Origin of the sequence: Comamonas sp. JUb58 (assembly GCF_004364775.1) — a bacterium.
GTDB lineage: Bacteria > Pseudomonadota > Gammaproteobacteria > Burkholderiales > Burkholderiaceae_C > Comamonas.
The window spans coordinates 90789-115540 of sequence record NZ_SOAL01000011.1 but is presented as its reverse complement, the minus strand read 5'-3'; the positions used below and the strand labels follow the sequence as shown (position 1 = coordinate 115540).

Below are 24752 nucleotides of genomic sequence, written 5' to 3'. Positions count from 1 at the left end.
CAATGAGGCCGGGGCAGCGAGAGTCCATGCTTGCAACATCTTCTCCTCGGCCAGCACATGCCGCCGAAAGCTTGGCGCGCTCCGCCGCCAGCCATCACGTCCCATGCATCGATCGACACCCACAACCCCAAAGGGCTTTTATGCATTGATAGACGACTGGTCTATTTTTAACTAGAATCCAGCCCATGACCTTGACCAAGAAAGCGGAAGCCACCCGCCAGCACATCCTCGATACCGGGCACCAGCTGGTGTTGCGCAAGGGCTTTGCCGCTGTGGGCCTGCAGGAAATTCTCAAGACCTGCGGCGTGCCCAAGGGCTCGTTCTACCACTACTTCCCATCCAAAGAGGCCTTTGGCTGCGCGCTGCTGCAGCAGTATGTCGACGGCTATGGCCGCAAGGTCGAAGGCCTGCTGGCAGCGGATGGCAGCGGCTATGAACGGCTGATGCGCTACTGGGATGCCTGGATTGCAGCGCCCGGCGATGGCACCTGCGGCTGGGCCGAAGAATGCCTGGTGGTCAAGCTGGCGGCCGAGGTCGCCGACCTGTCCGAAGAAATGCGCCAGGTGCTGAACGACGGTGTGCAGCGCCTGCTGGCCAGGATTGCTGCCGTGATTGATGCGGCGCGCGGCGATGGCTCGCTGCCTGCCGGCCCGCCCGCACTGGTGGTGGCGCGTGTGCTCTACCAAATGTGGCTGGGCGCGGCACTGCTGGCCAAGCTGAGCCAGGACCGATCGTCGCTGGTGCAAGCGCGGGCGGCCACGGTGCATCTGCTGACCTGCGAAGCCTCCACCTCCTAACCCCCCTCCCTTCATCCTCCAAGGAGTCCCCATGAAAGTTCTATTTGTACTGACGTCCCACGACCAACTGGGCGACACGGGCCGCAAGACCGGTTTCTGGCTGGAAGAATTTGCCGCGCCTTACTACGTCTTCCAGGACGCAGGCGCCGAGATCACTTTGGCATCGCCGCTGGGCGGCCAGCCCCCGCTGGACCCCAAGAGCGACGAGCCCGATGCCCAGACCGCCGCCACCGAGCGCTTCCGCAAGGATCCGCAGGCACAGGCCGCCTTGGCAGCCACCACGCCACTGGCACAGATCAAGGCCGATGACTTTGATGCCGTCTTCTACCCCGGTGGCCATGGCCCGCTCTGGGATCTCGCCAACGACGCCAAGTCGATTGCACTGCTGGAAGCCTTTGAGCGCGCAGGCAAGCCGCTGGGTCTGGTCTGCCATGCACCGGGCGCGCTCATCCAGGTCAAGGCCGCCAATGGCCAAGCCCTGGTGGCCGGCCGCCGCGTGACGGGCTTCACGAACAGCGAAGAAAACGCAGTCGGTCTGACCGCCGTGGTGCCGTTTTTGATTGAAGATGAGTTCAGCCGCTTGGGTGGCAACTACCAAAAGGGCCCGGATTGGCAGGTGCATGTGGAGGTCGATGGCCGCCTGGTTACCGGCCAGAACCCCGCCAGCAGCGAAGCGGTGGCCGAGGCCCTGCTGTCCATGCTCGCAAAATAAGGACAGTCACCATGCGCAGTGCCATCCACACAAGCTTCGGCGAGCCCGCCGATGTACTGGGCCTGGGCGAGCAGCCCATGCCCCAGCCCGCGGCCGGCGAGGTTCGCATCAAGACCTTGCTCGCCCCTATCCACAACCATGACCTCTGGACCATCCGTGGCCGCTACGGCTACAAGCCGGAGCTGCCCGCCATTGGCGGCAGCGAGGCCGTGGGCCTGGTCGATGCACTGGGCGCTGGCGTCGAGGGCATCGCCGTAGGCCAGCGCGTCGCGGTGGCCGGCGTCCACGGCACCTGGGCCGAGTACTTTCTGGCGCCTGCGCGCCAGTTGGTGCCCATGCCCGAGGCCATCCCCGATGAAGTGGCCGCCCAGCTCATCGCCATGCCGCTCAGCGCCTTGATGCTGCTGGAGTTTTTGAACGTGCAAGCCGGGCAATGGATTGCGCAAAACACGGCCAATGGCGCCGTCGGCAAGACCCTGGCCATGCTGGCCAGCGCGCGCGGTGTGCAGGTGCTCAACCTGGTGCGCCGCGATGCCGGTGTGCAAGAGCTCAGCGACCTGGGCATTGCCAATGTCCTGTCCACCGCGCAAGCGGACTGGCAGCAAAGCGCCAGCGCCCTGCTCGGCCCCCAAGGCGCTTACGCCGCCGTCGATTCGATTGGTGGTGCCTCCAGCGCAGCGCTGCTGGCCCTGCTGGGCGAAGGCGGCACCCTGGTGTCGTTTGGCACCATGGCGGGCGAGCCGATGCAGATTGACTCCGGGGCCATGATCTTCAAACAGGCCACTGTCAAAGGCTTTTGGGGCAGCAAGGTGAGCGAGGCCCTGTCCGCTCAGGACAAGCGGCGCCTGCTGGGCGAGCTGATCCAGCGCATCCTGAGTGCTGAGCTGAAGCTGCCGACCGAGGCCATCTATGACTTGGGCGACGCCGCCCATGCCGCAGCGGCCAGCCTGCAACCGGGCCGCAAGGGCAAGGTGTTGCTCAGGCCTTGAGTGGCCGCAGGCGGCTGGGCTGGCTGAAGCGCGCTCAGGCCAACGGGCTGGTCAGTTCCGCATCAGCCTGCTCGACCGCCCGCACAAACGCCGCCAGCTTGGCGGCGTCCAGTTGGCCGTTGCTACGCACCCCCGAGCACAGGTCCAGGCCATAGGGCCGCACTTGCTGGATGGCCGCAGCCACATTGGCAGCCGACAAGCCGCCCGCCAGAAACACCGGCTTGTCCGTGGCCCGCACAAAGGCGGCACTGACGGCCCAGTCATGCGCGCGGCCCGTGCCACCCAGCTCCGCCACCGCAGCATTGGGCCGGCCCGAATCCAGCAAAAACGCATGCACATGCGGCGCATATAGCGGAATCAGCGCCAAGGCCTCCGGCCCCTCCACATGGATCACCTGCACTCGGCGCACATGCGGCTCCAGCAAGGCCAGCTTCTCGGACTCGGCGGGATCGATGTGCGACACCACCTGGACGGTCGAGGGGTTGGTGGCCCGGATATGCGCCGATATCGCCTCCGCCATGGTCTCCGATGTCAGCAAAAACGTCGCTACCGGCGGCGGCACACAGGCGGTCACTGCCGCAATCATGGCGTCCGGAATAGGCCCAGGGCCCGAGGGCATGCGCGCCACCAGCCCCAGGGCATCGGCCCCGGCGTGGATCGCTATCTGGGCTTCTTGTGGCGAGGCAATGCAGCACACCTTGATGCGTGTTCTCATAGTCAATCTTGGAGGTTCAACAGACAGGCTGCGGCGCAGCCCGAAGTTTGCGGCGATGCATGGTGCACGCCGAAAAAAGGCCTGCAGCGATTGGCGAGGCAATCCTGTCAGGCTTGTGGGTGCAGGCATTGTAGCCAGCGGCCTCCAAGTCCCTGTCTCGTCTGCGTTTTCTCGCCAATGCGGCTTTGCCTTTGCACTCAACAAGGCCTGGCGCCGCCGTGCGCGGCCCGGTCAGCCGATCGGCACTACCGTCACAAAGGGGTGGTTGCTGAAGGCCTGCACGGCATGGCTTTCGGGCGCGGCATCGGTCAGCAAGGTCCACTGGCGATGGATGGGCGACCAGTTCATTTGTGACTTGCGGCCCAGCTTTTCTGCGGTGGCCAGCATATAGACCTCGCGCGTGCGGCGGAACAGCTTTTCCTTGAACCAGGCTTGCTCGATCGAGCCTTCGCAGACGCCAAACTCGGCATCGATGCCATCGGCGCTGCAGAACACCTTGTCGAATGTGAGGCGCTCCAGCGCCATATCGGCCAGCGAGCCGTAGACGCTCATGCTGCCCCGGCGCAGGTCGCCGCCGATCAGGGTGACGGGGATATCACGGGCGCTCAGGGTGTTCAGCGCCAGCAGGTTGTTGGTGATGATGCGCAGCGAATCGTCCTTGGGCAGCAGGCGGGCCAGCGCATCGGTGGTGGTGCCACCATCGATAAAGAGGGTGTCGCCCGGCTCGATCAGGCTGATGGCCTTGCGCGCGATCGCGGCCTTGGCCTCGCCGTCATGCACCTTGCGCAGCTCCAGCGATTCTTCGGGCTCATGCCGGATGGGGGCCGCCACCGCGCCACCGTAGACGCGCAGCAGGCGCCCGTCCTGCTGCAGCGCCTGCAGATCGCGGCGCACGGTGGCTTCGGAGATGGCGAACCGCGCGCACAGCGCAGCCACATCGGTCATACCCGAATTCACGGCATGGAGAATGGACTCTCGTCGGTTGGCGACCTTCATGGGATGGGTGGGCTGGCTACAGCGCAATAGCGATAACGGCTCAGAGCTTAACCCGAGATGCCATGGGCCTTGAGGATTTCGCGCATCTGCGCCTCCTGCTCGGCGCTGATACGCACGGGGTACTTGCTGTTGCCCACGTTGTAGCCCAGCAGCTGCACGGCGCGCTTGACGGCGGCCGGCGCAAAGCAGACCTTGTAGAGCGTCTCGCGCAGGCTGGTCACCGTCTCCTGCTGTTGGCGCGAGCCAGCAATATCGCCAGCGGCAAAGCGGGTCCAGATCGCATTGATCTCGCGCGGCGCGGCATTGGCCAGGCCCGATACGGCGCCCGCGCAGCCTTCTACAAAGCCTTGGTGGATCAGGCTGTCCGGGCCGTTGAACACGACAAAATCCGGCACTTCCTTGGCGACTTTCAGAAAGCCGCTGAGGCTTTCATGGCTGCCGGCGCTGTCCTTGATGCCCGCGATATTGGGGTGCGCGGCCAGGCGCTTGGCGGTCTCTGGCGCAATGGTGTTGCCGGTGCGCGCGGGGATGTTGTACAGATAGACGGGCACCTCCAGCGCATCTGCAATCGCGCTGAAATGCCAATGCAGCTCATCCTGCGACAGCGGCACAAACCAGGGCGTGATGGCGGCGACCGCGTCCACACCCAGGCGGGCAATCTCACGGCCGGCGCGGATGCATTCGGCCGTCGACACCTCGCCCACATGGCCGACCACGCTGGCGCGCCCTGCCACCTGCTCCATGGCCACCTCGGCCACGCGGCGCTTTTCGCCCTCGGTCAGCGCAAAGAACTCGCCGTTGGTGCCGCCGCAGAAAATGCCGTTGCCGGCCTGGATCTGGCGGTCGATCTGCTCGCGGAACGGCGCTTCCGCAAAGCGGTCCTCCGCGTCCATGGGGGTGATGATGGCCGTCAGAATGCCTTGGAGTTTTTTGTTGTTTGCCATGGTGTTGTCTCAGTTAAACAGCTTCAGGTAGACCTTTTCGATATCGGCGCCCGTGACGGGCCCGGGCACATTTTTGATGAGGCGCTGCACATCGAGCGCGGCCTTCACCATATCGGGCAGGTGGTCGCGGCCAATGCCCAGCTCTTGCAGGCTGGCTGGCAGGCGCAGGCGCTTGACCAGGTCGGCAAAGTAGGCGACCAGCGCATGCGATTTGCCCTCGTCGTCCAGCGACAGATCGGCTCCCGGCACCAGTTCGTAAGCGCGTGCCAGCTTGGCGACGGACAGCGGGCGCAGCCACTCAAAGCAAGGCGCGAGCAAGATGGCATTGGCCACGCCATGGGGGATGTGGTACTTGCCGCCCAGCGGGTAGGACATGGCATGCACCAGGTGCGTACCGGCATGGGCAATGCAGGCGCCGCCGTAGTACGAGGCCCAGAGCATATTGAGCTTGGCCTCCAGGTTGTCCGGCTCGGCCACCGAGAGCTCCAGGTTCTCGAACAGCTTTTTCATGCCAATCATCGCGTAGTTGTCGGCGACCGGGTTGGCAATGCTGGCGGTAAAGCACTCGATCAGGTGGCAGAGTGCATCGACACCGGTCGAGGCGGCAATCTTGTGCGGCATGGTCACCGTGAGCTCCGGCGCCAGGGCCACATAGTCCGGCAGCAGCACCGGCGAGATGATGCCCTGCTTGGTCTCACGCGCAGGGATGGCCAGGATCGCATTGGGCGTCGCCTCCGAGCCCGTGCCCGCCGTCGTCGGCACCATCAGCGCCTTGACCCGCTGCGTGACCTTGGTGCCTGCCAGCAACTCGGCCAGGCTGGGCGACTCGGCATGCGCCAGCGCCGACAGCAGCTTGGCCACATCCAGCACACTGCCACCGCCTACGCCGACGACAAAATCCACACCGCGCAGATCGCGCTCCTGCAGAATGCGCTCCACATCGGCATCCGATGGCTCGGGGGGCACATCGTCGATCACCAGCACCTCGGTGGCTGCGCGCCGGAGCTTGTCCAGCAGCGCCTGCACGCCGGCAATGCCGATGATGTTCTGGTCGCTGACAAACAGCAGTTTGTGCTTGCCGTTCACCAGGCAGGCGATGTCATCGAGGACCTTGTGGCCGCTCAGGACGGTGCTATGGATATGCATGTCTTTGTCTCCTGGATTTTTTAGATGCGCGTTGCGAGTTCTGCGCCCTGGCGCAAAGCCTCCAGCAGGCTGCGCTCATCGGCGATGCCCTTGCCGGCAATGTCAAACGCCGTGCCGTGGTCCACCGAGGTGCGGATCACATCCAGGCCCACGGTGATGTTCACGCCTGCCTCCAGGCCCAGCACCTTGACGGGGCCATGTCCCTGGTCGTGGTACATGGCGACCACCAGGTCAAAATCACCGCGCCCTGCGCGGAAGAACAGCGTGTCGGCGGGCAGAGGGCCTTCAATGTCCATGCCCTTGTCGCGCAGCTTCTGCACGGCAGGGATGATCTTTTCTTCTTCTTCGCCATAGCCAAACAGGCCGTTCTCGCCGGCATGCGGGTTGATGCCACACACTGCAATGCGTGGGTTGGCGATGTTGGCCTTGCGCAAGGTGTCGTAGCCGCGCTGGATGGTGCGCTCGACCAGGCCGGGCTCGATCTTGCGGATGGCATCGAGCAAGCCGATATGCGTGGTCACATGGATCACCCGCAGATTGGGCGCGACCAGCATCATCGACACCTCTTCCACGCCGGTCAGGTGGGCCAGCATCTCCGTGTGGCCGGGGAACTTGTGGCCGCCGGCATGCAGTGCCTCTTTATTCAGGGGCGCCGTGCAGATTGCATCGATCTTCCGGGCCTTGGCCAGCTCCACCGCACGCTCGATAAAGCGGAAGGCGGCATCGCCCGCCACGGGCGAAAGCTTGCCAAAGGCCAGGTCATCGGGGATAAGATGCAGATCGATGCAGTCGATGACGCCACGCTCAAAGGCGGCGTCGGCAATGTCCTGGATCGCCCGCACACGTACCTGGGTACCCAGCAGCGCATTTGCCTTTTCCAGCCGCTTGGCGTCGCCAATGACCACGGCTTTCGCCAGGCTGTACAGGCTGTCATTCGCAAAGCTCTTGACAATGATTTCAGGGCCCACGCCAGCAGCGTCTCCCATGGTGATTCCGATGACGGGCAGAGAATGGCTCATCTTTGCTTGCTTTCTGTAGGGGCGGTGTCGGTGCAGCCGCCCAGGGTTTGGGCGGCCAACAATGAATGGATGGCGCTGCTTGCGCGCTGCAGCGATGCGGGATGGCCAAAGGCGCCGGCCTTGGTGGCAATCCACTGCCGCCGGGCGTCTTGTTGGGTGTCGTCGTGCTCGGTGATGCAGAGCACCACGCCGGGTTCGCTCTCGGAATGCACGCGCAGGCTGCGCAGTTGCAGTTCTTCCAGCACGGCGCGGGCCGTCTCTCCACCGGTGATGACCAGGCCTGCTGCTGCGGCCATGGGCGCATGCAGCAGACGTGCCAGTTGCCGGGCCAGCAGGGGGCCCTCGGCCGGGTCGGTATGCGCGTCTGCTCCGAGGCTGACCACGACATCCAGGCCCTGCGCTACTTCGGCGCTGACGGTCTGAACCAGCGCCTGCACCAGGTCCTGGCGTTGAGGGGTCTGCGCGTCGCTGCGCAAGCAGCCAGGGGGCACCACATGCAGCCGCGTGCGGGGCTGCTCAGCCAAATACGCCAGCTGCTGCTGCGCAATCGCAGACATGCTGCCGACGACGGTGACCACGCTGGGCAAGCGCCCAGCGCCATGCGGCACATCCAGCGCTGAAGCCGCAGCAGATACGGCAGGCACCTGCTGCGCCAGCGCATGCGAGAGGCCGGCAGAGCAGACGCAGAAGACCTGCTCTAGCTGCAAGCTGGCCAGGGCCAAGGTCTGCAGGTGTTCGTCAGTCAGCACATCAAACACCAGTGCCTGCAGGCCCTGCTCGCGTGCTGTCGCAATCGCTTGCGCGGTGGCGTCTGGGCCAGCATCGAGCAGGCTGGCGGGCAGGTTGTCGCAGCGCAGGCCTGCTGCCTGCAATTGCTGCGCTGCGCGGTCATCGCGGTCTGCATGCTCCAGCTTCCAGGTATCGGTGTCGGCCAGGCGCACTCCGTGTACATGGACCAGGCCAGCCTGCATGGTGCGGCCCATCTGCGGAAAAGAAGGGGCTACCAGCGCCATCGCATCCAGCGCGCCCTGCAGCACGGCCACCTCCTGCGCCCAACCGCCTCGCAAGGTGGAGTCCATTTTCTTGAGCACCCGGCGGCCCTGGCTAGCCGGCGCTGCCAGCAGTGCCTGCAGCTTGGCAGCCGCCACTGCTGGCGCGTCGCGCCGGCTATTGGTGTCTACCGTCAGCACATCCACATCGCGCTGGGCCTGGCCGCAGGCTTGGGGGTCCAGCAGCACGCTGGTGGAGAGACCGGCGCTCGCAAACCCCGCAGCACAGTCGGCTGCGCCGGAGAGGTCGTCGGCGACGACAAGGTAGCGCGGAAGGGAACGCGGGCTCATGCGGGGCTTTCGGGCGACTCGGTCATCACGCCAAGCCTGTAAATTGATTGATTCGATCATAATTCATTCAAAGCAAGATAAAACAAGGGTTAACCCTTGATTTAACGCACCAAAAATGATCGATTTGATCGTGATAGACGAAATTTCAGGCACAGCGCCAAGCTTTCAGCCCTTGCCAGCACCGCGAAAGTGCAGCAATTCCACATCATGGTGCATGCACCAACTCGGGGAAAGTCCTGATTGGAGAGTTTTCAAAAAAGAGTTCTGATCGAAGCGTTCAAAAAATTATCAATTTTGATTGTTTTGATCAAATAGCTTTCCACGACTTATGACGTCTTCAGCCCTGAAGTCATTCCTGAACAACCAGCCATTGAGGTGTCCCACCATGTTCGCTTCCAGCCCCTCTTCTGCCGCCACACGCCGCCGCTTCCTCCTTGCCAGCAGCCTGCTGCTGGGCCTTGCCCCGCTGGCCAGCCAGGCAGCCGATGCCGCCTACCCCAGCAAGCCCATCACCCTGATCGTGCCCTACCCCGCCGGCGGCGCCAACGATGCGGTGGGCCGTATCGTGGGCCAGAAGATGGGGGAGATCCTCAAGCAGTCCGTCATCGTTGACAACCGTGGCGGCGCCGGTACCACCATTGGCACCGCACTGGCGGCCAAGGCCCCGGGCGATGGCTACACCCTGGTGCTGGGCTCGCTCTCCAGCCATGCGATCAGCCCGCACCTCTACCGCCAGCCCGGCTATGACGCCATAAAGGACTTCGCACCCGTGGGCATGATCGGCGAAGCCCCCATCGTGCTGGAAGTCGCCACCAACTCGCCATTCAAGGATGTCAAGCAGGTGGTGGAGCAGGCCAAAAAGACGCCAGCCACCCTCACCTACGGCTCGGCCGGCAATGGCTCGCCGCTGCATTTGAGTGCCGAGCTTTTCAAGCGCGCCGCCAGCGTGGACATGACCCACGTGCCCTACAAGGGCGGTAATGCCCACACCATGGACCTGATGGGTGGCCGCATCGACATGATCTTTGACACCTTGACCAGCGCCACACCGCTGATCGCATCGGGCAAAGTGCGCCCCCTGGCCGTGGCTAGCACCGAGCGCCTGCCCGAGCTGCCCAATGTGCCCACCTTTGCCGAAAGCGGCTACTCCAACTTTGTGGTGAACGCCTGGTACGCCCTCTACGCCCCCGCCAAAACCAGCCCCGAGGTGGTCGCCAAACTCAACCGGGTGCTGCAAGAAGCGCTGAACGACGCCGATGCCAAGGACCGCCTGACCAAGCTGGGCGTGCGCAGCAAGGCCAGCTCATCCGCAGAGCTGGCCCAATTCACCAAGGCGGAGCTGGACCGCTATGGCTCGGTGATCAGTGCGATTGGGTTGAAGATTGATTGATGTTTGAGGTGTCTTGCGCAGTAGAAGCTGCGCAGCACGATCTAGCTAAACCGCTCAGCGACAGTCGGCAGCATCCAGCACATCGCCCATCTTGCCAGCCAGGTCTTCGATGCTGTAAGGCTTGGCCAGGAAGTTGGTTCCCGGATCCAGGATGCCGTTATGCACCACCGCATTGCGCGTGTAGCCCGTGGTGTAGAGCACCTTCAGATGCGGCAGCTTTTTGAGGGCCAGATCAGCCAGTTGGCGGCCGGTCATATCGGGCATGATGATGTCGGTAAACAAGACAGTGACATCCTGGCCCGCATCGATCTTGGCAAGCGCCTCCGGGCCGTTCGCGGCATCGACGACCGTGTAGCCCAATTCGCGCAAAGTCTCGGAGGCCACCGCACGCATGCGGTCTTCATCGTCCACCACCATGATGATCTCGCCCACTCGGCCCTGGCGAAGCGCCTGCCGCAGGCCAGGCAGTGGCTGGCCGACAGCGTCGCCAAAGTGGCGCGGCAGGTAGATTTTGAAGGTGGTGCCGTGGCCCAACTCAGAATACGCCTTGAGGTGCCCACCCGACTGGCTGGCAAAACCAAAGGCCTGGCTCAATCCCAGGCCAGAGCCTTTGCCCACATCCTTGGTGGTAAAGAAAGGTTCGAAGGCGCGTGCCAGCACGTCGGGCGTCATCCCGGTGCCCGTGTCGCTCACCGACAAAACGACATACTGGCCCACGGCCAAGTCGTATTCCAGCGCATAGGTCTGTTCCACATGCACATTGTTGGTTTCCACCGTCAGGCGGCCACCGCTTGGCATGGCGTCGCGTGCATTGATGCACAGGTTGAGCAGCACGTTTTCCAGCTGATTCTGGTCCACCAGGGTATTCCACAGTCCGGCGCCCTGTATCAACTCCAGGTGCACGGATTCGCCCAGCGTTCGTGACAGCAGATCGCTGAGATTGGCCATCAGCCGATTGATGTCGGTCGGGACGGGTGACAACGGATGCTGGCGAGAAAAAGCCAGCAGCCTGGCCGTCAAGGTTGCGGCCCGTTTTGCACCGTCCATCGCCGAATCCACATGCTTTTGCACATCGGTGTCCCCACGCTTAAGCTTGCGCTGCAGCAGGGCCAGGCCGCCCATGATGATGGCCAGCATGTTGTTGAAGTCGTGCGCGATACCGCCTGTCAGCTGGCCCACGGCCTCCAGCTTCTGCAACTGGTGGACCTTGGACTCTGCCGCCAGCCGGCCTTCACGCTGGCCCTTGGCATCTTTCCTTCCCACCTCGATCTTCTCCACCTGGCGCTGCACCTGATCGCTCATGCGCAGAAAGGCCTCGGCACGCTCCACCGCCAGCCAGGCCAGCTCTGCCACCTCGCGGATGACACCCACCTCCGCCTCGGTCCAGCCGCGCACGTTGGCGCAATGCACTACCATGCCGGCGCACCAGCGCTGGTTACTCAGCAGCGGCACCTCTACGCCTGAGAGCACCCCTTGCTCTGCCAGCGGATTCAGGCTGCCCTCCAGATCATGGCGGCTGTCGGAAAAAACCAGCATCTCGCCCCTGCTGCGGAGCTGCTCTGCCTGCGCGCCGAACGCATCGATAGGTGAGATGCCCGACAGCAGCGGCAGCGCACTCTGGCTCCAGCCATTGAGGTACTGGATGGAGCTGCTGCTCAAAATGCGGTAAAAACCCACGCGGTGGGCACCCAAGCGCTCACCAAGCAGCTGCGCCGTCATGCGCATGACGGTGTCCGGGTCGGAGAGCGCACGCTGGCGCACGGTGAGGTCAATCAGAAAGCTGCGGCTGTCCAGCAGTGCGGCAACCGCCTTGTGGGATTTGGCAGCCAGCGCCATCGCAGCCCGAAAATCGGTGACATCGCGCAGCGCACCACCAAAGTCGATCACCGCTCCGCTGGCATCGCGGCGAACGCGTGCGCGCCGTTCGATCCAGCGCAACGCGCCGTTGTCTGCACGGCTGATCTGGTAGGTCACCACCAGTGCCGCTGAACCATCGCTGCGGCTCTGGTGGTTCGAGGCCTCGTTGCGGTCCACCAAAAGGCGTTCGAACGTGGATGTCGGGTAGGAGGCCTGCACCGCCAGCCCAAAGAGCCGGCAAGCACCCGCACTCAGATGGATGGTCTGCGTGGCGACATCCACATTGAACAGACCAATGCCCGCCGCATCCAGTGAAAAATCCACCGGCAACTTCTCTGCGGACGCATGCCCCCTGGCTTGCGCCGACGTTTCGCGAGCGACAGCAAGCTCGATTTCTAAATCAGCAATGCGGCGCTGGTACTGTTGCAAAAGCTCTGATTGCATGGGCGGAGTGAGATGTTAAGCCATGTATTTTCCAGATCGACGCCGTGCGTTATGTAAGCAAAAGCGTACAAAGGGCGCCAGCAAAGCCCGGGTTTGGTGCGCAGCGCCGCCGCGGGTGGCATCCCAAACCGGCCTTCTGCCACATCCTCTGTCATCAGCGCGATTCAGTTGGAGATTGGTTGGTTTTTGAGTGGTTTTGTGCGGAGCCTGTCCCAAAGACGGGCTCCTTTTTATGGAGGCTGTACTCCCTCTTCAAACGCAGTGCCTCAGACTCCGCCACCCAATCCACACGAACGCCGCCCCAAAAAAACTAACCACCCGAAGGTGGTTGCTCCAACTGCCAGCCGTTGCCAGCTCAAGCCTGCGCAGGCATTTTTCTCCCACGCAGTCCCAAGGCAGCCAAGCCTCCAGCCAACAGGTTCAGCAGCAATACAGCCCAAACGCCCAGCGACGGGACGGGCGTAGCCTTGGCGGGCACGACCACGACATCGGGGGCTGCCACCGTAATGCTGTAGGTCTGCACAACCGTCGTCAACGTCGGACCCGCCTTGCTCGCCAACTCCACCGGCCCAGGCGTGCTGTCCGAGATGCTCAGCGTAAAGTGGGTGGTTTCGCTGCGGCTGGGTGTGCCGGCGATGCGGATGCTCAGTCCATCCTCGGACAGCTGCGCAGCCAGACCTTGCGGCAAGCTGCCATCGACGATCTCAAACTGGTAGGGAGCCTGGCCGCCGGTCGGCGTGATGACCGCGTTGTAGCTCTGGCCCACGACGCCGTTGGCGAGCACCGAGGCCTCAGGAACAGCAACACTCGCGACCGGCGTAGCCGCCCGATCCGTCAACGCGCTGGCACCGCCACCCGCAGCGTTGGTGGCCTGCACACTGACGATGTACGGCGTACCGTTGGCAAGACCGTCGATCGTGCAAAAGTTGGCTGCAAGCTCTGGCGGCGTAGCGGAGGTGCTGCAGCTGCCCGCTGTTTTCGGCGGCGTATCGGTGGTCAGCGCAGTAGCGGTGTAGCCGCTGATTGCCGACTCACCAGCGTAAGCGGGGGTGCCCCAGTAAGCGGTCAGCTGGCCATCACCGGTTTCTGTGAACACATAGCCTGGTTCCGTGGGCAAGCGCAGGTTCTGGAACTTGACAAATTCCACCTCGTAGTCCGAATCTACGTTGGCATCATTGGTCTGGTCGCCAAAGACAATGGCCCCCCGGTCACTGCCCGAGGATGGCTGCGCCCGGCTGAGAAGCGGCTGGGCAGTGCCAGCAATGATGGCCTCAAAGCTGGTGTCCACAAACACGTCCAACAGACCATTCGTATAGCGGATCGCATATTCGTGGAATCCGCTGGCATCATTGGCGGCCGATGCCGTATCGTCCGCCCAGCCGATGGCTGTGGGATCGATGTAAAGCATGGCCGACCGCTGGGTTGCATTTCCGAAGGACCCGCTGAAATCGTCGCCTACGCTGAGCATCAACCCTGCATCCAGTTGGTTGTGGCGGTTGATTGCAAGCGCCTTGAGCTTGATCGAGGCAATAAAGCTGTTGGTGCCTGTTGCGTATTTATAGAGGTTGGCATCGCTGGTTCTGTCGCCCATCACAGTCTTGGTGCTGAAGCGTGTCAGACCAGCGGCGGAGGTCACCGTCGGTGAACCTGCCTTCCACTGAGACCACACGGCCGGAGCGGGCGGGCTGCTGCCGTCATAAATAAGCTGAGGCGCAGCGTGGGCGCCAGACATAGCCATGAGCCCGAGCAAAGCCAGGCGCGCGGGTGCGTTGAGGAAGATCTTATTCATGGTGGTGGGGTGGCGATAGGCTGTCCTGCTAGAGCCCCATTGGGCGTGGGCTATTTACAGGATGTTGGGCTGTGGAAGGAGTCAGTCTTGGGGGGTGCGTGGCGGCATTCGTGTCGCTTAGCAAATCTATCAGAAACGACACAATTTGAAACATCCGGCAGTATATTGGCACTTCTCAAGCTTGGATAGTGGTGGCTGTCTTCTTTTTGAGCACTGCATACCAGGATGCTTTAGCGAGGTTCAGACCGCTACTTTTTGGCTCAGCAGCACCGATCTCGGCACGAAACGTGTTACTGGCCAGAACGGGAATGCCAAGCTACCCAGCCGCCCCAAAAAGCAGCTATTTTTTAGGTTTTAGGCGGTTTCTGAAGGCAACGCCCCGCCTTCACAGCCGACCATCAACTCCGAAGCCTTGCATGGACTACCTTAGGGCAGACGCATAGCGATGCGCCTGCCGCTGGGCATGTTCAAAAAGCGGCGCTGATCAAGGGATGGCATTGGGGGCTGCCATCTGGCCCGGTCAATCCGGATTCTTCATAAAGTGAAATCGCATCAAGGTCCGCTCGCGCGCCCGACCGTGGTCCACGACGGGATGCGGGTAATCGCGCCCCAGTTGCAGACCGCAGGCCTGCTGCTCCAGCGGCTTCATTGCGGCGGGAAAGTGGATGTAGCGATCGGGCACCTTGGCCAGCTCGGGCAGGTAGCGGCGGATGAACTTGCCGTCCGCATCAAAGCGCTCCGACTGCGTGATGGGGTTGAAGATGCGGAACCAGGGCTGGGCATCGCAGCCGGTGGAGGCCGCCCACTGCCAGCCGCCGTTGTTGGATGACAGGTCATAGTCATTGAGGTGCTGGGCAAAAAAGCGCTCGCCCGCGCGCCAGTCAATGCCCAGGTCCTTGGTCAAAAAGCTGGCCACCACCATGCGCAGCCGGTTGTGCATATAGCCGGTCTGCAGCAGCTGGCGCATGGCGGCATCCACCAAGGGGTAGCCGGTGCGCGCCTCGCACCAGGCCTGCCACAGCTCGGGCGCATCGTCCCACTGCACCTTGTCGTAAATGGGGCGGAACGACTGGGTCACCACCTGTGGGTGGTGCCAGAGAATCATCGCGTAGAAGTCGCGCCAGGCCAGCTCGGAGAGCCAGGTCTGCGCGCCCTCGCAGCCGGCGCGCGCCTGCGCCACGGCCAGGGCGGCCAGTTGGCGGATCGACACGGTGCCAAAGCGCAGATGCACCGACAGGTAGGAGACGCCCTTGACCGCGGGAAAATCCCGTGCGTCCTGGTAAGCCGCCATGCGCGGCAAAAAATCCTGAAGCAGTTGCTGCGCACCCCGGCTGCCGGTAGGTATCTTGAGCGATGCCAGATTGCTGGGCTGAAAACCCAGATCGGCCAGCGACGGTATCGCCTCGCCCTTGGGCAATGCCGCCAGATGCCCGGCATAGCGCGCCACCGGGTAGGCCTTGCACTGGAAGGCATCGAGCTTTTGCAGCCAGGCGCGTTTGTAGGGGGTGAACACGCTGTAGGGATGGCCTTGCTGGGTCAGCACCTCATCGCGATCCAGCAGCACCTGGTCCTTGTAATCGCTAAAGGCAATGCCGGCGGCTTGCAGATCGCCAGCGACGCGCACATCGCGAGCGATGGCCTCGGGCTCGTAGTCGCGGTTGGTCAGCACCTCTTGCACGCCCAGGGCCAGTGCCAGCTGCACCACCTCTTGCGCCGCTGGCCCATGGCGCACCAGCAGCCCCGCGCCAGGCGTACCGCTGCCTGCTGCCAACTGGCGCAGGTCCTCGTCCAGCGCCAGCACGCTGGCATGGATAAAGTCCACCCGCCTGTCTTCGCGCGTCGGCAGCAGATCGAGGATGTCGGTGTCAAAAACGAAGACGCAATACACCTGCTCGAAGCGGCGCAAGGCATGGTAGAGAGCGGCATGGTCGTCGCAGCGCAAATCGCGACGCATCCATACCAGGGCGCGGCTGGCCATGGTGATCGGTTTCCTGTTCGGGTTTTTGTTGCGGTGGATGGCGCGGAGGCATGCAGGCGCAAGCCGGGCCCGCCATCTCAAGGGCGCTATTGTGCCGTGGCAGCGTGCCGGTGCCTGTCAGCCAACAGGCTGGATGCGATGGCCTGCAAAGCGAGGCTCCATTCAGCGAAGCCGGGAGCCGTCCGGGTTCTGGGCTTCTTCGTCGCGCCGGCTGGGGTAGTAGCGCTTTTTCTCGTCAAGCCCATAGAACAGCAGGCCATGGATGCCCATCGCCTGCGCCTTGGCAAGCCGCCGGGTCCATAGGCTCTCAAAGGCTTTGTCCAAGGCCGCCGCGTCGGCTGCAGCTGCATAGACGTCGTCGATAAAGGCAATGTCCTGGCCGCTGGGGAAGATCAGCGCGAACTCCTCTTCCGTCGCTGCAAAGATGTCGTAGACGCAGTTCAGCGCGCCATCGATGACCTGGATGTTTTTCATGGATGTCGTGCTGCGGCAACTGGGCTGCCGGCCAGCAACAGCGCTGCCCGGCTCAGTCGTCCGCAGCGGGGGCTGTTTCCAACCAGACGATGCTAGCCGGATGGTGTTGCGCTATGGTGTAGAGCGCGCCGGCCAAGGTATCTGCGTCTTGCGGGTGCAAGGCGTAGTCAAAGCGCGAAAGGCCGCTCCCTGTCATGGCGCTAAAAGCCTCTTGGGAAATCGCATTCGAGCCGCACCATACCGGCTGGCCCGTTTTTTCTGCTGCGCTCAAGGTCTGCGGAAGACCTTCGGGAGTGATTGCCAGGAAGACCATGGCTGTCCTTTTCTGCGGATGCGTCTTTGCTGTGGTGCCGTAGCATACTATGGCGTCCGTATTCAGCTGCAAACACCAACATGAGTACCTGGGAACCCGTCACCGTCGATGAGTTGGAAGCGATTGTTGAAAAACAGCTCGCCGACTGCACCGCAGCGCAGCAGGCGCTTTTCGCGGCATGTCGCCAGCCTTTTTACCCGGTCCCCATCCATCGCCTGGGCCAGTTGGAGCAGGTATTGGTCGTTGCCCACCTCCCCCATGGCCTGCTTTATTTTGAAGATGTCGAAGACGGCTTTGACGTGGGGACGCTGGAGCCGGACGGTGCGCTCAACCCCCACAGCTTCGACCAGCTGGATCTCAGGCATGTACTGCCACGGCAGAACGACTGAGGCTTGTGCCCGCTGATCACCTCATCAGCGCATCACCAAGCCCCCATCCACCAGCAACACCTGTCCCGTCATGAACCGGCTCAGGTCCGATGCCAGGAACAGCACCGGCCCAGCGACATCCTCAGGGCTGGCCAGGCGGCGCAGCGGGGTGGCGGCCATCAGCGATTCGCGGAAGGATTCGCGGGTTTGTGCGCTGCCCTGGGTGGGATAGACGAGGCCCGGGGCAACGCAGTTGACCCGTATGCCAAAGGGCCCCAACTCGCTGGCCAGGTTGCGGCTGAAGCCCACCAGCGAGGCCTTGGCCGTGCTGTAGTCGTGGTAGGCGACAACAGGGTGCTCGACCAGATTGCTGCTGATATTGACAATGCTGCCCCGGGCACGCTGGCGCATCTGCGGCAGCACGGCGCGGCAAACATGGAAGGCACCGCCCACAGCAGCATCGAACTGCGCCTGGTAGTAGCTCCAGGCCAGTGCATCCAGCGGCTGGCGGCGCTCGGGGTCAAAGGCATAGGGGCGCAAGGCGTTGTTCACGACGACATCGATGGGCCCGGCCTCTTGCGCAATGGCCTGGGCCATCGCATCCACCGCCGCCGGATTGCCCACATCGGCCTGCACAGCCCAGGCATCGCCGCCGGCAGCCTGGCAGGCGGCCACGGTTTGGGCCGCTGCGGCCTCGTTGGCCAGGTAGTTCACCGCCACGGTGGCGCCTTCGCGCGCAAAGGCCTGGGCAATGGCCGCGCCAATGCCCCGGCTGGCACCGGTTACCAGCACCACCTTGCCGCGCAGATTCAAAGCACTGCTCTCCTGCATCTCAGGCCCCTGGCAGCCAACGGCTGTCCACCACATCGGCCACCTTGATGGGCTGCTGCACCATGCCCAGCGCATGGTAGGCGTCCGCGCCCTTTTGCAGCGCGTTCAAGTCAAAGCTGCCCAGCGACGCGACCTTGCCCTGCACCCGCAAGGTGGGCTGGGCCGATGCATTGCGCAGGCCGATCACATCGAGGTTGATATCGCGCTGGGTGCCGTCGATGGCGCGCTTGGTGGCCAGGGTGGCGGCCTCTTCGGGGTGGGCGATCATCCAGGCCGCGCTGTCGCGGTAGCCGCGCAAAAAGGCCTGCAGCAATGCCGGCTGCTGCTCCAGCACCTGCAGGCGCACCACAAACATGTCGCTGGACATATTGAGGTAGTCGCGCACGGGCATCACATGCACCTCGCCCATGCCCTTGCGCAGGCCCACGGCCAGGCCGGTGTCGGTGGCGGCGGTCGCATCGACCTGGCCTTGCATCAGCGGCGCAAAGTTCAAAAGGCCGGTCACCACAATGCGCACGTCGGACTCCTTGAGCCCCGCCTGGTGCAGCATCACCAGCAGGTTCTGGCGTGTGCCGCTGGCCAGGCTGTAGACGCCAATGGTCTTGCCCTTCAGATCCGCCGGCGTACGGATGCCGCTGGAGCGCAGCGACACCACATTGAACACGTTTTGCGGGTAGATGTCATAGATGGCGACCAGCTTCTCGCCCTTGTCCAGCGCCATGAAGAACGAGCCCGGGTCGGTAAAGGCCACATCGCCCTGGCCGCTCAGGATATTGCGGATGGCATCACCGCCACCCGCGCCGGGAAGGTAAGTCAGGTCCACCCCCTGGGCCTTGAAGAAGCCCTTGTCCGGCTCGGCCAGGATGTTGGTGATTTCGCTGATCGGCTTGCTCCAGCCGGCCAGGCGGATCTTGCCGCTGACCGGGGTTGCAGCGCCCGCTGTGATGCCCGTGCCCGCCAGGCCCAGGCCCAGGCCCAAGAGGCCGGCAGAGGCGCCCAGCCAGCGGCGGCGCGAGAGGGAGGAGGTCAGAAAAGGTGCAGACATAAGCGGTCCATCCAGAAGCAATCGAGCAAAAATCCAAAAATCAACGCTGTGGGCCAGCGACGGCATGGCCACGCAGCAATCTGCGCTCCAGCAGCAGGCAGACCTGGTACAGCAGCAAGCCCAGCGCCGCAATCAACAGCAGCGCGGCAAACATCAAGGTGGTGTCCATCATTCCCTGCGCGGCAATCACCACCGCGCCCAGCCCTTGGCTGGCGCCCATGAACTCGGCCACCACCGCCCCCACCAGCGCCAGCACCACGGCCACACGCAGGCCCGCCAAAATGGCCGGCAAGCCTGTGGGCAGCTTGAGCCGCATTAACGTCTGCAGCCGGCTGGCCCCCAGCATGCGAAACAGCTGCAGGCGCTGCGCATCAACCTGGCGCAGGCCCGTCAAGGTGTTTTCCATCAGCGGGAAAAAGCAGACCAGCGCCGTGATCAGCACCGTCGGCAGCATGCCAAAACCAAACCACAGCACAAACAGCGGCGCCAGCGCCAGCTTGGGCACCACCTGGCTGACGACCACATAGGGCTTGAGCACGCGCTCCAGCAAGACCGACTCGGCCAGGGCCATGCCCGCCAGCAGCCCAAAAGATGCGCCCGCTGCCAGGCCCAACAGCACCGCTTGCACGGTAGCCAGCAAGTGCGGCCAAAAGTAGCCGGATACGAGCCCCGCCAACAAGGCCTGCAGGATCGCCGACGGCACCGGCAATACCAGCGCGGAAATACCGCCCAGGCGCCCTGCGCCCTCCCACACGGCCAGCAGCAGCACCAGCAGCGCAGCGGCCCAGAGCCGGGCTTTCAGGATGGGGTTCATGCGCTGGCCCCGTCCATCGCGGCGCGCACCTGGGCCGCATAGGCGTTGAAGGCCGCACCATGGCGCATGGCCTGGGTGCGGGGTGTTGGCAGATCAATTTCCATATCGGCGACGAGGTGCCCGCCATGCATCAGCGCCACCCGGTCCCCCAGGTACACGGCCTCGTTGATGTCATGGGTGACAAAGAGCACCGTGGTGCCCCGCGCCCGGCAGCTGCGCAGCAGCTCATCCTGCAGCTCGGCGCGGGTGATGGCGTCGAGGGCGGCAAAGGGCTCGTCGAGCAGCAGCAAGGCGGGCTCACGAATCAAGGCCCGCGCCAGCGCCACCCGGCTTTGCTGCCCGCCGGACAGTTGGCCGGGTTGCTGCCGGGCCAGCGCTGCCAGGCCCAACTGAGCCAGCAACTGCTCTGCCGCTGCACGGTCCTGCGCCGTGGGCTTGCGCTGCAGCGACAGTGGCAGCAACACGTTGTCCAGCAACGTCAGCCAGTCCAGCAAGGTGGGCGACTGGAACATCACCCCCAGCTGCGGGCCCGGTGCGGCCAGGCTACCGCCTGCGCGCACAATGCGGCCCGCCTGCGGCTGCAGCAGGCCAGCGACCAGCTGCAGCAGGCTGGTCTTGCCGCAACCGCTGCGGCCCAGCAGACAGTGGAAGGCGCCTTGCGCCATCTGCCAGCTCACGCCATCCACGACAGGGGCCTGGCCCGGATAGGCAAAGCTCAGGTGCTCAATATCAATCCATGCCATGGCGCCGCCCTCAGTCTGCGTAGCGCGCAAGCGGCTGGGCGGCGGCCTCGGCAGCGGCATCAATCTCGGTCATGCGCACCAGGTCGAGCAGGCTAAAGCGTCCATCGTGGTGCCAACCGGCCTCGGGCACGCCCATGGTACCCAAGGCGCTGATGCGGGTGACGCCGGCGGCGCCCAGCAGGCCCGCCAAACGGTACAAATCTTCGGGGCCCACGGTCAGGCCGGCGGTCTGCAGGTAGTCGCGCTGGGCTGCGACCAAGGGCACAACGTCGTCCAGGTTGTCTACCCCCACCACCACGATGCTGCGGTACAGCGCGGTGGGCGCCAGCGGCTCCAGGCTGTCGCTATAGGCCACGCTCCAGGGCGCATCGGCCGGGCCGATCAGCTGCGGGGCAGCGCCATCATCGGCCGGCGCGCGCCATTCCAGCGACTGCTGCCAGCGGGCCAGGCCGGCGCCCTCCTCCAGATCCAGCGGCCGGCGCGCAAAGCGCTGCTGCAGGTTGGCGAGCTCGGCCGCCAGGTATGCGGCAAAGGCGCGGGGTGCGACGCTAGCGCCCCGCTCTACATAGAACACATGGGGCGAGTAGCAGCCCTGCTGGTCGTAGCGCATGACATCCCAGGCGGCCAGCCGCGCATGGGCCGGCGCTTTGACGGCATCCAGTGCGGCAGCGCCCACCATGCCAAAACCCAGCTTGTGGCCATGGGGCAAAAAGCGGGTGGTCACCGGCAGCTGCTGGCGCAGCGCGGCCAGGGTCTGGTTGCTGCCATAGGCCATCACGGTATCGGCCTCGGCATAGAGCACTTGCGCGCCTTCGGCGCTGTCGCCCGTCTGCGCGCCGCCGGGCCACCAGACCACGGCCAGGCAGTCGGCCAGGGGTGGATGCACTTCCGCCAGCAAGCGCGCAAACCAGCCGGCAAACAGCGGCTCGGCACTGGCCAGCTTGCCCACGCTGGGCGCTTTGACAAGCAGGCCGCAGACCAAGCTCCACAGCGACAGCGCCGGCACATTGCCAGCCCAGCTGTGCAGCAGCAGGCCCGGGCCATAGGCGCGCACGGCCCCGCCTTTGACGGCCGGCACAAAGCCATCGAGCACACCAGGGTTGGCAAAATCCTCGCCGATAAAGCGCCACAGCTGGGGCGCCCTGAAAGTCTTGAAGAGGCCGTTGAGCCCCAGGCGCACCATTGCCGCGTCATAGCCGCAGACCAGCGGCAGGCAGGCATCGATCTGGCGGCGATAGGGGTCGGCCGGGTCCAGCAGGCGGGCAATGGCGCGGTCAATGGCGGCCACGATCTCGGCCAGCGGCATTGGCTGCAGCTGGCGCTGCGCAGCGGCACGTACCCGCGCGGTCAGCGCCTGCATCTGCGCGCCGCTGAGCACGGGCACCTCGACCTCCAGGTGGGCACCTGCGCGCTCATACACCAGTACCTGCCAGCGCACCTGGTTGTCATCCAGGCCTGGCAGGTAGCCGGCCCGTAGGCGCTCGGCCATGCGCTCAGGCGCTTGCGGCTGCATCATGCGCGCGCCGCTTGCACAAACTCGTCAACCGCCAGGGAGCAGCCCTTGGCAGCTGCCCCTTCGGCCCGGCCCAGCAGCAAAAAGCCGCCATCGGCCCAGAGGCCCACGTCCTCGGTCAGGATGGTGCTGACCGCGTTGTAGTTGGCCAGGTCGCAGTGCACCAGAATGCCGCGCTCGCCCGGCGCCACACTGCGGCCGCTGACGGGCTCGACCAGGCGCGAGCGAATCCAGTGCGGCCCGGATTTGACCGAGGGCAAGCGGGCATTGCCGTTGTCATAGAACTGCGTGCTCAGCTCGGTCATGCCATACATGTTGATGCAGAGCTCGGGCGGCACGCCCAACAGCTCGGTCAGGCCGGCATAAAAGTCGGCCAAGGGCAGATCGCGCGACTGGCCCTTGTAGCCACCGGTGTCCAGGATGCGGCTGCCCGCCGGCAGCTGAAAGCGGCGGCCCTGGGCGCGCAGCGCATCCATCACATGCACAAGGCTGAAGCTCGCGCCCAGCAGCGCATAGGGCTGGCCTGTGCGCTCGGCCGCTTCCAGCACGGCGCAGAGCCCGTCCATATCCAGGCCCTCCGGCCCCAGAAAATAGCGGCTCTCCGGCGTACCAAACGCCGACTTGGCCAGCGCCAGGTAATGCGCCAGCGAGGAGTTGGGCATGGCCACTTCATCAGGGAACAGGATGCCCATCGGCATGCGCGCTGTGCCCTGCATAAAGCGGGTGGCGAAGTGCTGCTGCATCGACAGGTCATACACCTGCAAGCCCGGATGAAAATGCCGGCCCCGTGCAGCACGTCCGGTGGTGCCACTGGTCATGAAGACGCGTTCGGCCTGTGACGGCGGCTCGCTGCGCAGCTCCAGCGCCTTGAAGGCATCGATGGGCACGGCCGGGATATCGCTCCAGGTCTTGACCGTGCGCGGGCTGGCGCCACGGCGCTGGCAAAAGCTGCGGAACGGCGTATTGGATGCGTACTGGTAGGCAAAGAGACGCAGCGCGAGCTGGTCAAACTGGTCATCGGTGCAGCCATCCATTGCGATGAATGCAAGCAGGTCTGCGACCAGCGTATCGGCCTTGTCCATGGAATTCCTTCGAGAGCGGTGATGTCATGCTCCGAAGGCTCCCTCCAATGCGCGCAAGGCGCCCCATGGCAGGGAGTTGGCTCTTCTTCCGCCGGAATGACCCGGTTCAAGTTCTCGGGTGTAGATCTCAGCACTGGCGTGCACCCCGGAGCAGGCGCCATCTTAACCGAGCACCACCGGCATGACGCCGAGCTGGCGTCAAGCCAAGGTCTGCGCCACGGTCAATCCCAGGACCTCCGCCCACCCCAAACCAGGGAAAACACCAGGGCCACCGCGATGGTGCAAAGCGCGCCTCAGGCAGTCGACCATGCACCAAGCCAATGCATTTTCTGCCCTTTCCTGCACCATATTCAAGCACTGCGATATCCACGTAACCCATTGTGGTGCTTTGCAAATTTTCTGTGCCAGATCAAAGCGGGCATGCTGGAAATCACCTAGATCCAAACCCTTTTCTTCCGCGATTCAGTCTGTTAACTTATGTCCTGTCGACAGACGACTGTCGCTAGACGACATAAATTCAACGAGGACAAAAATGCTTGCAATGGCTGATGCCGAAGTCCAATCCGGCTACGACAAATCGCATACCGAGAGCGAACAGCAGGTTCGCGAAGACCTGGCCGCCGCCTACCGCCTGATGGCGCACTTCGGGATGGACGACAGCATCTACACGCACATCTCGGCGCGGGTGCCGGGCCGCACCGACCAGTTCCTCATCAACCCCTTTGGCACCCTGTTCAAGGACATCACGGCCAGCTCGCTGGTCAAGATCGATGCCGAAGGCCGCATCGTGGAAGACACGCCCTACCAGGTGAACCCGGCCGGCTTTGTGATCCACAGCGCCGTGCATGCCGCCCGGCACGACGCCGCCTGCGTGGTGCACTCCCACACCGAAGCGGGCGTGGCGGTCTCGTCGCTGCAATGCGGTCTGCAGCCCAGCAACCAATGGGCGCTGCAGTTCTACAACCGCGTGGCGTACCACACGTTTGAAGGCATCGCGCTGGATCTGCATGAGCGCGCGCGCCTGGTCGCCGACCTGGGCAGCACCGCCAAGGCCATGGTGCTGCGCAACCACGGCCTGCTCACCCTGGGCAACAGCGTGGCCGAGGCCTTCATCCTGATGCTCAACCTGGACCGCGCCTGCCGTGTGCAACTGGCCATCCAGTCCAGCGGCCAGGCCATCAACCCCGTGCCGCCCGAGGTCTGCGAGCTGACCGCGCGCCAGTACGAAAGCGGCGACACCGATGTGATGCCCGGCCAGCCCAAGCGCGCCGACCCGCATGAGCGCGAATGGCAGGGCCTGCTGGGCTTTTTGCAGCCGCCGGGCCGCAGCCATTACCGCGACTGAACGGTGCGACTGACCCGCGACTAAAGCCCCCGACCCTTGCATGCCGCCGCCTTTGCGGCCCCACCGCCGCAACCCCACCAGGCCAGGCACCCCTCGATACCAAGACAG

General features: G+C 64.1%; 23 protein-coding genes and 1 riboswitch. Of the genes, 6 read left to right on the top strand and 17 right to left on the bottom strand.

Annotation, left to right across the window (positions count from 1 at the left end):
* Positions 1–185: 185 nt before the first annotated feature.
* Genes EDF71_RS13605 through EDF71_RS13595 form a run of 3 tightly spaced genes read left to right on the top strand, consistent with a single transcriptional unit; the run spans position 186 to position 2498 of the window.
* Entirely contained in the window at positions 186–797 is a 612-nt protein-coding gene (locus tag EDF71_RS13605) for a TetR/AcrR family transcriptional regulator (RefSeq protein WP_133857119.1), read from the top strand.
* A gap of 31 nt (positions 798–828) precedes the next feature.
* On the top strand, positions 829–1509 hold the full coding sequence (locus EDF71_RS13600; RefSeq protein WP_133857118.1) for a type 1 glutamine amidotransferase domain-containing protein: 681 nt from the start codon (positions 829–831) through the stop codon (positions 1507–1509).
* An 11-nt stretch (positions 1510–1520) separates the two neighbouring features.
* Positions 1521–2498 carry a zinc-binding dehydrogenase gene (locus EDF71_RS13595; RefSeq protein ID WP_133857117.1) on the top strand — a complete coding sequence of 326 codons (978 nt, stop codon included), beginning with the start codon at positions 1521–1523 and terminating at the stop codon, positions 2496–2498.
* Positions 2499–2532: 34 nt separating this feature from the next.
* Here EDF71_RS13595 and EDF71_RS13590 read toward each other — a convergent pair whose 3' ends face one another.
* From EDF71_RS13590 to EDF71_RS13565, 6 genes are all read right to left on the bottom strand, one after another.
* Positions 2533–3213 (bottom strand): phosphoribosylanthranilate isomerase, encoded by a 681-nt coding sequence (locus tag EDF71_RS13590; protein WP_133857116.1) that lies wholly within the window; start codon positions 3211–3213, stop codon positions 2533–2535.
* 231 nt (positions 3214–3444) lie between these two features.
* The gene (locus EDF71_RS13585) at positions 3445–4209 is read right to left on the bottom strand and encodes a DeoR/GlpR family DNA-binding transcription regulator (protein WP_133857115.1); all 765 of its coding nucleotides are present in this window, start codon (positions 4207–4209) and stop codon (positions 3445–3447) included.
* Positions 4210–4256: 47 nt separating this feature from the next.
* Positions 4257–5153, bottom strand: a complete 897-nt coding sequence (locus EDF71_RS13580; protein WP_133857114.1) for a dihydrodipicolinate synthase family protein — start codon at positions 5151–5153, stop codon at positions 4257–4259.
* 9 nt (positions 5154–5162) lie between these two features.
* Positions 5163–6299 (bottom strand): iron-containing alcohol dehydrogenase, encoded by a 1137-nt coding sequence (locus EDF71_RS13575; protein ID WP_133857113.1) that lies wholly within the window; start codon positions 6297–6299, stop codon positions 5163–5165.
* Positions 6300–6319: 20 nt separating this feature from the next.
* Positions 6320–7318: a 4-hydroxythreonine-4-phosphate dehydrogenase PdxA gene (gene pdxA / locus EDF71_RS13570; protein WP_133857112.1), complete on the bottom strand. Its 999-nt coding sequence runs from the start codon at positions 7316–7318 to the stop codon at positions 6320–6322.
* Positions 7315–8658 (bottom strand): four-carbon acid sugar kinase family protein, encoded by a 1344-nt coding sequence (locus tag EDF71_RS13565; RefSeq protein WP_166656534.1) that lies wholly within the window; start codon positions 8656–8658, stop codon positions 7315–7317. Before EDF71_RS13565 ends, pdxA begins: the two co-directional genes overlap by 4 nt.
* A 385-nt stretch (positions 8659–9043) precedes the next feature.
* Here EDF71_RS13565 and EDF71_RS13560 point away from each other — a divergent pair, with 385 nt between their 5' ends.
* Positions 9044–10048, top strand: a complete 1005-nt coding sequence (locus tag EDF71_RS13560) for a tripartite tricarboxylate transporter substrate binding protein (RefSeq protein ID WP_133857110.1) — start codon at positions 9044–9046, stop codon at positions 10046–10048.
* Between the two features lie 54 nt (positions 10049–10102).
* Here EDF71_RS13560 and EDF71_RS13555 read toward each other — a convergent pair whose 3' ends face one another.
* The 5 genes from EDF71_RS13555 to EDF71_RS13535 all read right to left on the bottom strand — a co-directional run bounded on the left by EDF71_RS13555 (position 10103) and on the right by EDF71_RS13535 (position 16903).
* On the bottom strand, positions 10103–12229 hold the full coding sequence (locus EDF71_RS13555; RefSeq protein WP_166656533.1) for an ATP-binding protein: 2127 nt from the start codon (positions 12227–12229) through the stop codon (positions 10103–10105).
* Positions 12230–12704: 475 nt separating this feature from the next.
* A complete protein-coding gene (locus EDF71_RS13550; RefSeq protein ID WP_166656532.1) occupies positions 12705–13940 on the bottom strand; it encodes a fibronectin type III domain-containing protein in 1236 nt (411 codons plus the stop codon).
* Between the two features lie 718 nt (positions 13941–14658).
* Positions 14659–16116, bottom strand: a complete 1458-nt coding sequence (locus EDF71_RS13545; protein WP_133857107.1) for a deoxyribodipyrimidine photo-lyase — start codon at positions 16114–16116, stop codon at positions 14659–14661.
* 162 nt (positions 16117–16278) lie between these two features.
* Complete coding sequence (locus tag EDF71_RS13540) at positions 16279–16590, bottom strand: hypothetical protein (protein WP_133857106.1); 312 nt, start codon at positions 16588–16590, stop codon at positions 16279–16281.
* A gap of 52 nt (positions 16591–16642) precedes the next feature.
* A complete protein-coding gene (locus tag EDF71_RS13535) occupies positions 16643–16903 on the bottom strand; it encodes a hypothetical protein (RefSeq protein WP_133857105.1) in 261 nt (86 codons plus the stop codon).
* Positions 16904–16983: 80 nt separating this feature from the next.
* On the opposite strand from EDF71_RS13535, the gene EDF71_RS13530 reads away from it, so the two are divergent.
* Positions 16984–17292: a hypothetical protein gene (locus EDF71_RS13530; RefSeq protein WP_133857104.1), complete on the top strand. Its 309-nt coding sequence runs from the start codon at positions 16984–16986 to the stop codon at positions 17290–17292.
* 24 nt (positions 17293–17316) lie between these two features.
* On the opposite strand, the gene EDF71_RS13525 is transcribed toward EDF71_RS13530, so the two are convergent.
* From EDF71_RS13525 to EDF71_RS13500, 6 genes are read right to left on the bottom strand one after another with little or no spacing between them, the layout of a single operon-like run.
* Positions 17317–18102, bottom strand: coding sequence for an SDR family oxidoreductase (locus EDF71_RS13525; RefSeq protein WP_133857103.1), 786 nt, complete (start codon positions 18100–18102; stop codon positions 17317–17319).
* A gap of 1 nt (position 18103) precedes the next feature.
* The gene (locus EDF71_RS13520; protein WP_133857102.1) at positions 18104–19147 is read right to left on the bottom strand and encodes an ABC transporter substrate-binding protein; all 1044 of its coding nucleotides are present in this window, start codon (positions 19145–19147) and stop codon (positions 18104–18106) included.
* A 40-nt stretch (positions 19148–19187) separates the two neighbouring features.
* Complete coding sequence (locus EDF71_RS13515; RefSeq protein ID WP_133857101.1) at positions 19188–19961, bottom strand: ABC transporter permease; 774 nt, start codon at positions 19959–19961, stop codon at positions 19188–19190.
* The gene (locus EDF71_RS13510; protein ID WP_133857100.1) at positions 19958–20704 is read right to left on the bottom strand and encodes an ABC transporter ATP-binding protein; all 747 of its coding nucleotides are present in this window, start codon (positions 20702–20704) and stop codon (positions 19958–19960) included. The genes EDF71_RS13515 and EDF71_RS13510 overlap by 4 nt, the downstream gene beginning before the upstream one ends.
* A gap of 10 nt (positions 20705–20714) precedes the next feature.
* Complete coding sequence (locus tag EDF71_RS13505) at positions 20715–22217, bottom strand: acyl-CoA reductase (protein ID WP_133857203.1); 1503 nt, start codon at positions 22215–22217, stop codon at positions 20715–20717.
* Positions 22217–23299, bottom strand: coding sequence for a long-chain fatty acid--CoA ligase (locus EDF71_RS13500; RefSeq protein ID WP_133857099.1), 1083 nt, complete (start codon positions 23297–23299; stop codon positions 22217–22219). The genes EDF71_RS13505 and EDF71_RS13500 overlap by 1 nt, the downstream gene beginning before the upstream one ends.
* Positions 23300–23365: 66 nt before the next feature.
* Positions 23366–23457: riboswitch (TPP riboswitch) on the bottom strand.
* 374 nt (positions 23458–23831) lie between these two features.
* On the opposite strand from EDF71_RS13500, the gene EDF71_RS13495 reads away from it, so the two are divergent.
* Complete coding sequence (locus tag EDF71_RS13495; protein WP_133857098.1) at positions 23832–24644, top strand: class II aldolase/adducin family protein; 813 nt, start codon at positions 23832–23834, stop codon at positions 24642–24644.
* Positions 24645–24752 lie beyond the last annotated feature (108 nt).

Excerpts from the sequence above, each read along its gene's own strand:
- EDF71_RS13565 (WP_166656534.1), bottom strand. The coding sequence starts at position 8,658 with ATGAGCCCGCGTTCCCTTCCGCGCTACCTTGTCGTCGCCGACGACCTC.
- EDF71_RS13535 (WP_133857105.1), bottom strand. The coding sequence starts at position 16,903 with ATGGTCTTCCTGGCAATCACTCCCGAAGGTCTTCCGCAGACCTTGAGC.
- EDF71_RS13515 (WP_133857101.1), bottom strand. The coding sequence starts at position 19,961 with ATGAACCCCATCCTGAAAGCCCGGCTCTGGGCCGCTGCGCTGCTGGTG.
- EDF71_RS13525 (WP_133857103.1), bottom strand. The coding sequence starts at position 18,102 with ATGCAGGAGAGCAGTGCTTTGAATCTGCGCGGCAAGGTGGTGCTGGTA.
- EDF71_RS13580 (WP_133857114.1), bottom strand. The coding sequence starts at position 5,153 with ATGGCAAACAACAAAAAACTCCAAGGCATTCTGACGGCCATCATCACC.
- EDF71_RS13600 (WP_133857118.1), top strand. The coding sequence starts at position 829 with ATGAAAGTTCTATTTGTACTGACGTCCCACGACCAACTGGGCGACACG.
- EDF71_RS13575 (WP_133857113.1), bottom strand. The coding sequence starts at position 6,299 with ATGCATATCCATAGCACCGTCCTGAGCGGCCACAAGGTCCTCGATGAC.
- EDF71_RS13530 (WP_133857104.1), top strand. The coding sequence starts at position 16,984 with ATGAGTACCTGGGAACCCGTCACCGTCGATGAGTTGGAAGCGATTGTT.
- EDF71_RS13500 (WP_133857099.1), bottom strand. The coding sequence starts at position 23,299 with ATGGACAAGGCCGATACGCTGGTCGCAGACCTGCTTGCATTCATCGCA.
- EDF71_RS13545 (WP_133857107.1), bottom strand. The coding sequence starts at position 16,116 with ATGGCCAGCCGCGCCCTGGTATGGATGCGTCGCGATTTGCGCTGCGAC.
- EDF71_RS13520 (WP_133857102.1), bottom strand. The coding sequence starts at position 19,147 with ATGTCTGCACCTTTTCTGACCTCCTCCCTCTCGCGCCGCCGCTGGCTG.
- EDF71_RS13510 (WP_133857100.1), bottom strand. The coding sequence starts at position 20,704 with ATGGCATGGATTGATATTGAGCACCTGAGCTTTGCCTATCCGGGCCAG.
- EDF71_RS13560 (WP_133857110.1), top strand. The coding sequence starts at position 9,044 with ATGTTCGCTTCCAGCCCCTCTTCTGCCGCCACACGCCGCCGCTTCCTC.
- EDF71_RS13595 (WP_133857117.1), top strand. The coding sequence starts at position 1,521 with ATGCGCAGTGCCATCCACACAAGCTTCGGCGAGCCCGCCGATGTACTG.
- EDF71_RS13540 (WP_133857106.1), bottom strand. The coding sequence starts at position 16,590 with ATGAAAAACATCCAGGTCATCGATGGCGCGCTGAACTGCGTCTACGAC.
- EDF71_RS13605 (WP_133857119.1), top strand. The coding sequence starts at position 186 with ATGACCTTGACCAAGAAAGCGGAAGCCACCCGCCAGCACATCCTCGAT.
- EDF71_RS13550 (WP_166656532.1), bottom strand. The coding sequence starts at position 13,940 with ATGGGCGACAGAACCAGCGATGCCAACCTCTATAAATACGCAACAGGC.
- EDF71_RS13585 (WP_133857115.1), bottom strand. The coding sequence starts at position 4,209 with ATGAAGGTCGCCAACCGACGAGAGTCCATTCTCCATGCCGTGAATTCG.
- EDF71_RS13505 (WP_133857203.1), bottom strand. The coding sequence starts at position 22,217 with ATGCAGCCGCAAGCGCCTGAGCGCATGGCCGAGCGCCTACGGGCCGGC.
- pdxA (WP_133857112.1), bottom strand. The coding sequence starts at position 7,318 with ATGAGCCATTCTCTGCCCGTCATCGGAATCACCATGGGAGACGCTGCT.
- EDF71_RS13590 (WP_133857116.1), bottom strand. The coding sequence starts at position 3,213 with ATGAGAACACGCATCAAGGTGTGCTGCATTGCCTCGCCACAAGAAGCC.
- EDF71_RS13495 (WP_133857098.1), top strand. The coding sequence starts at position 23,832 with ATGCTTGCAATGGCTGATGCCGAAGTCCAATCCGGCTACGACAAATCG.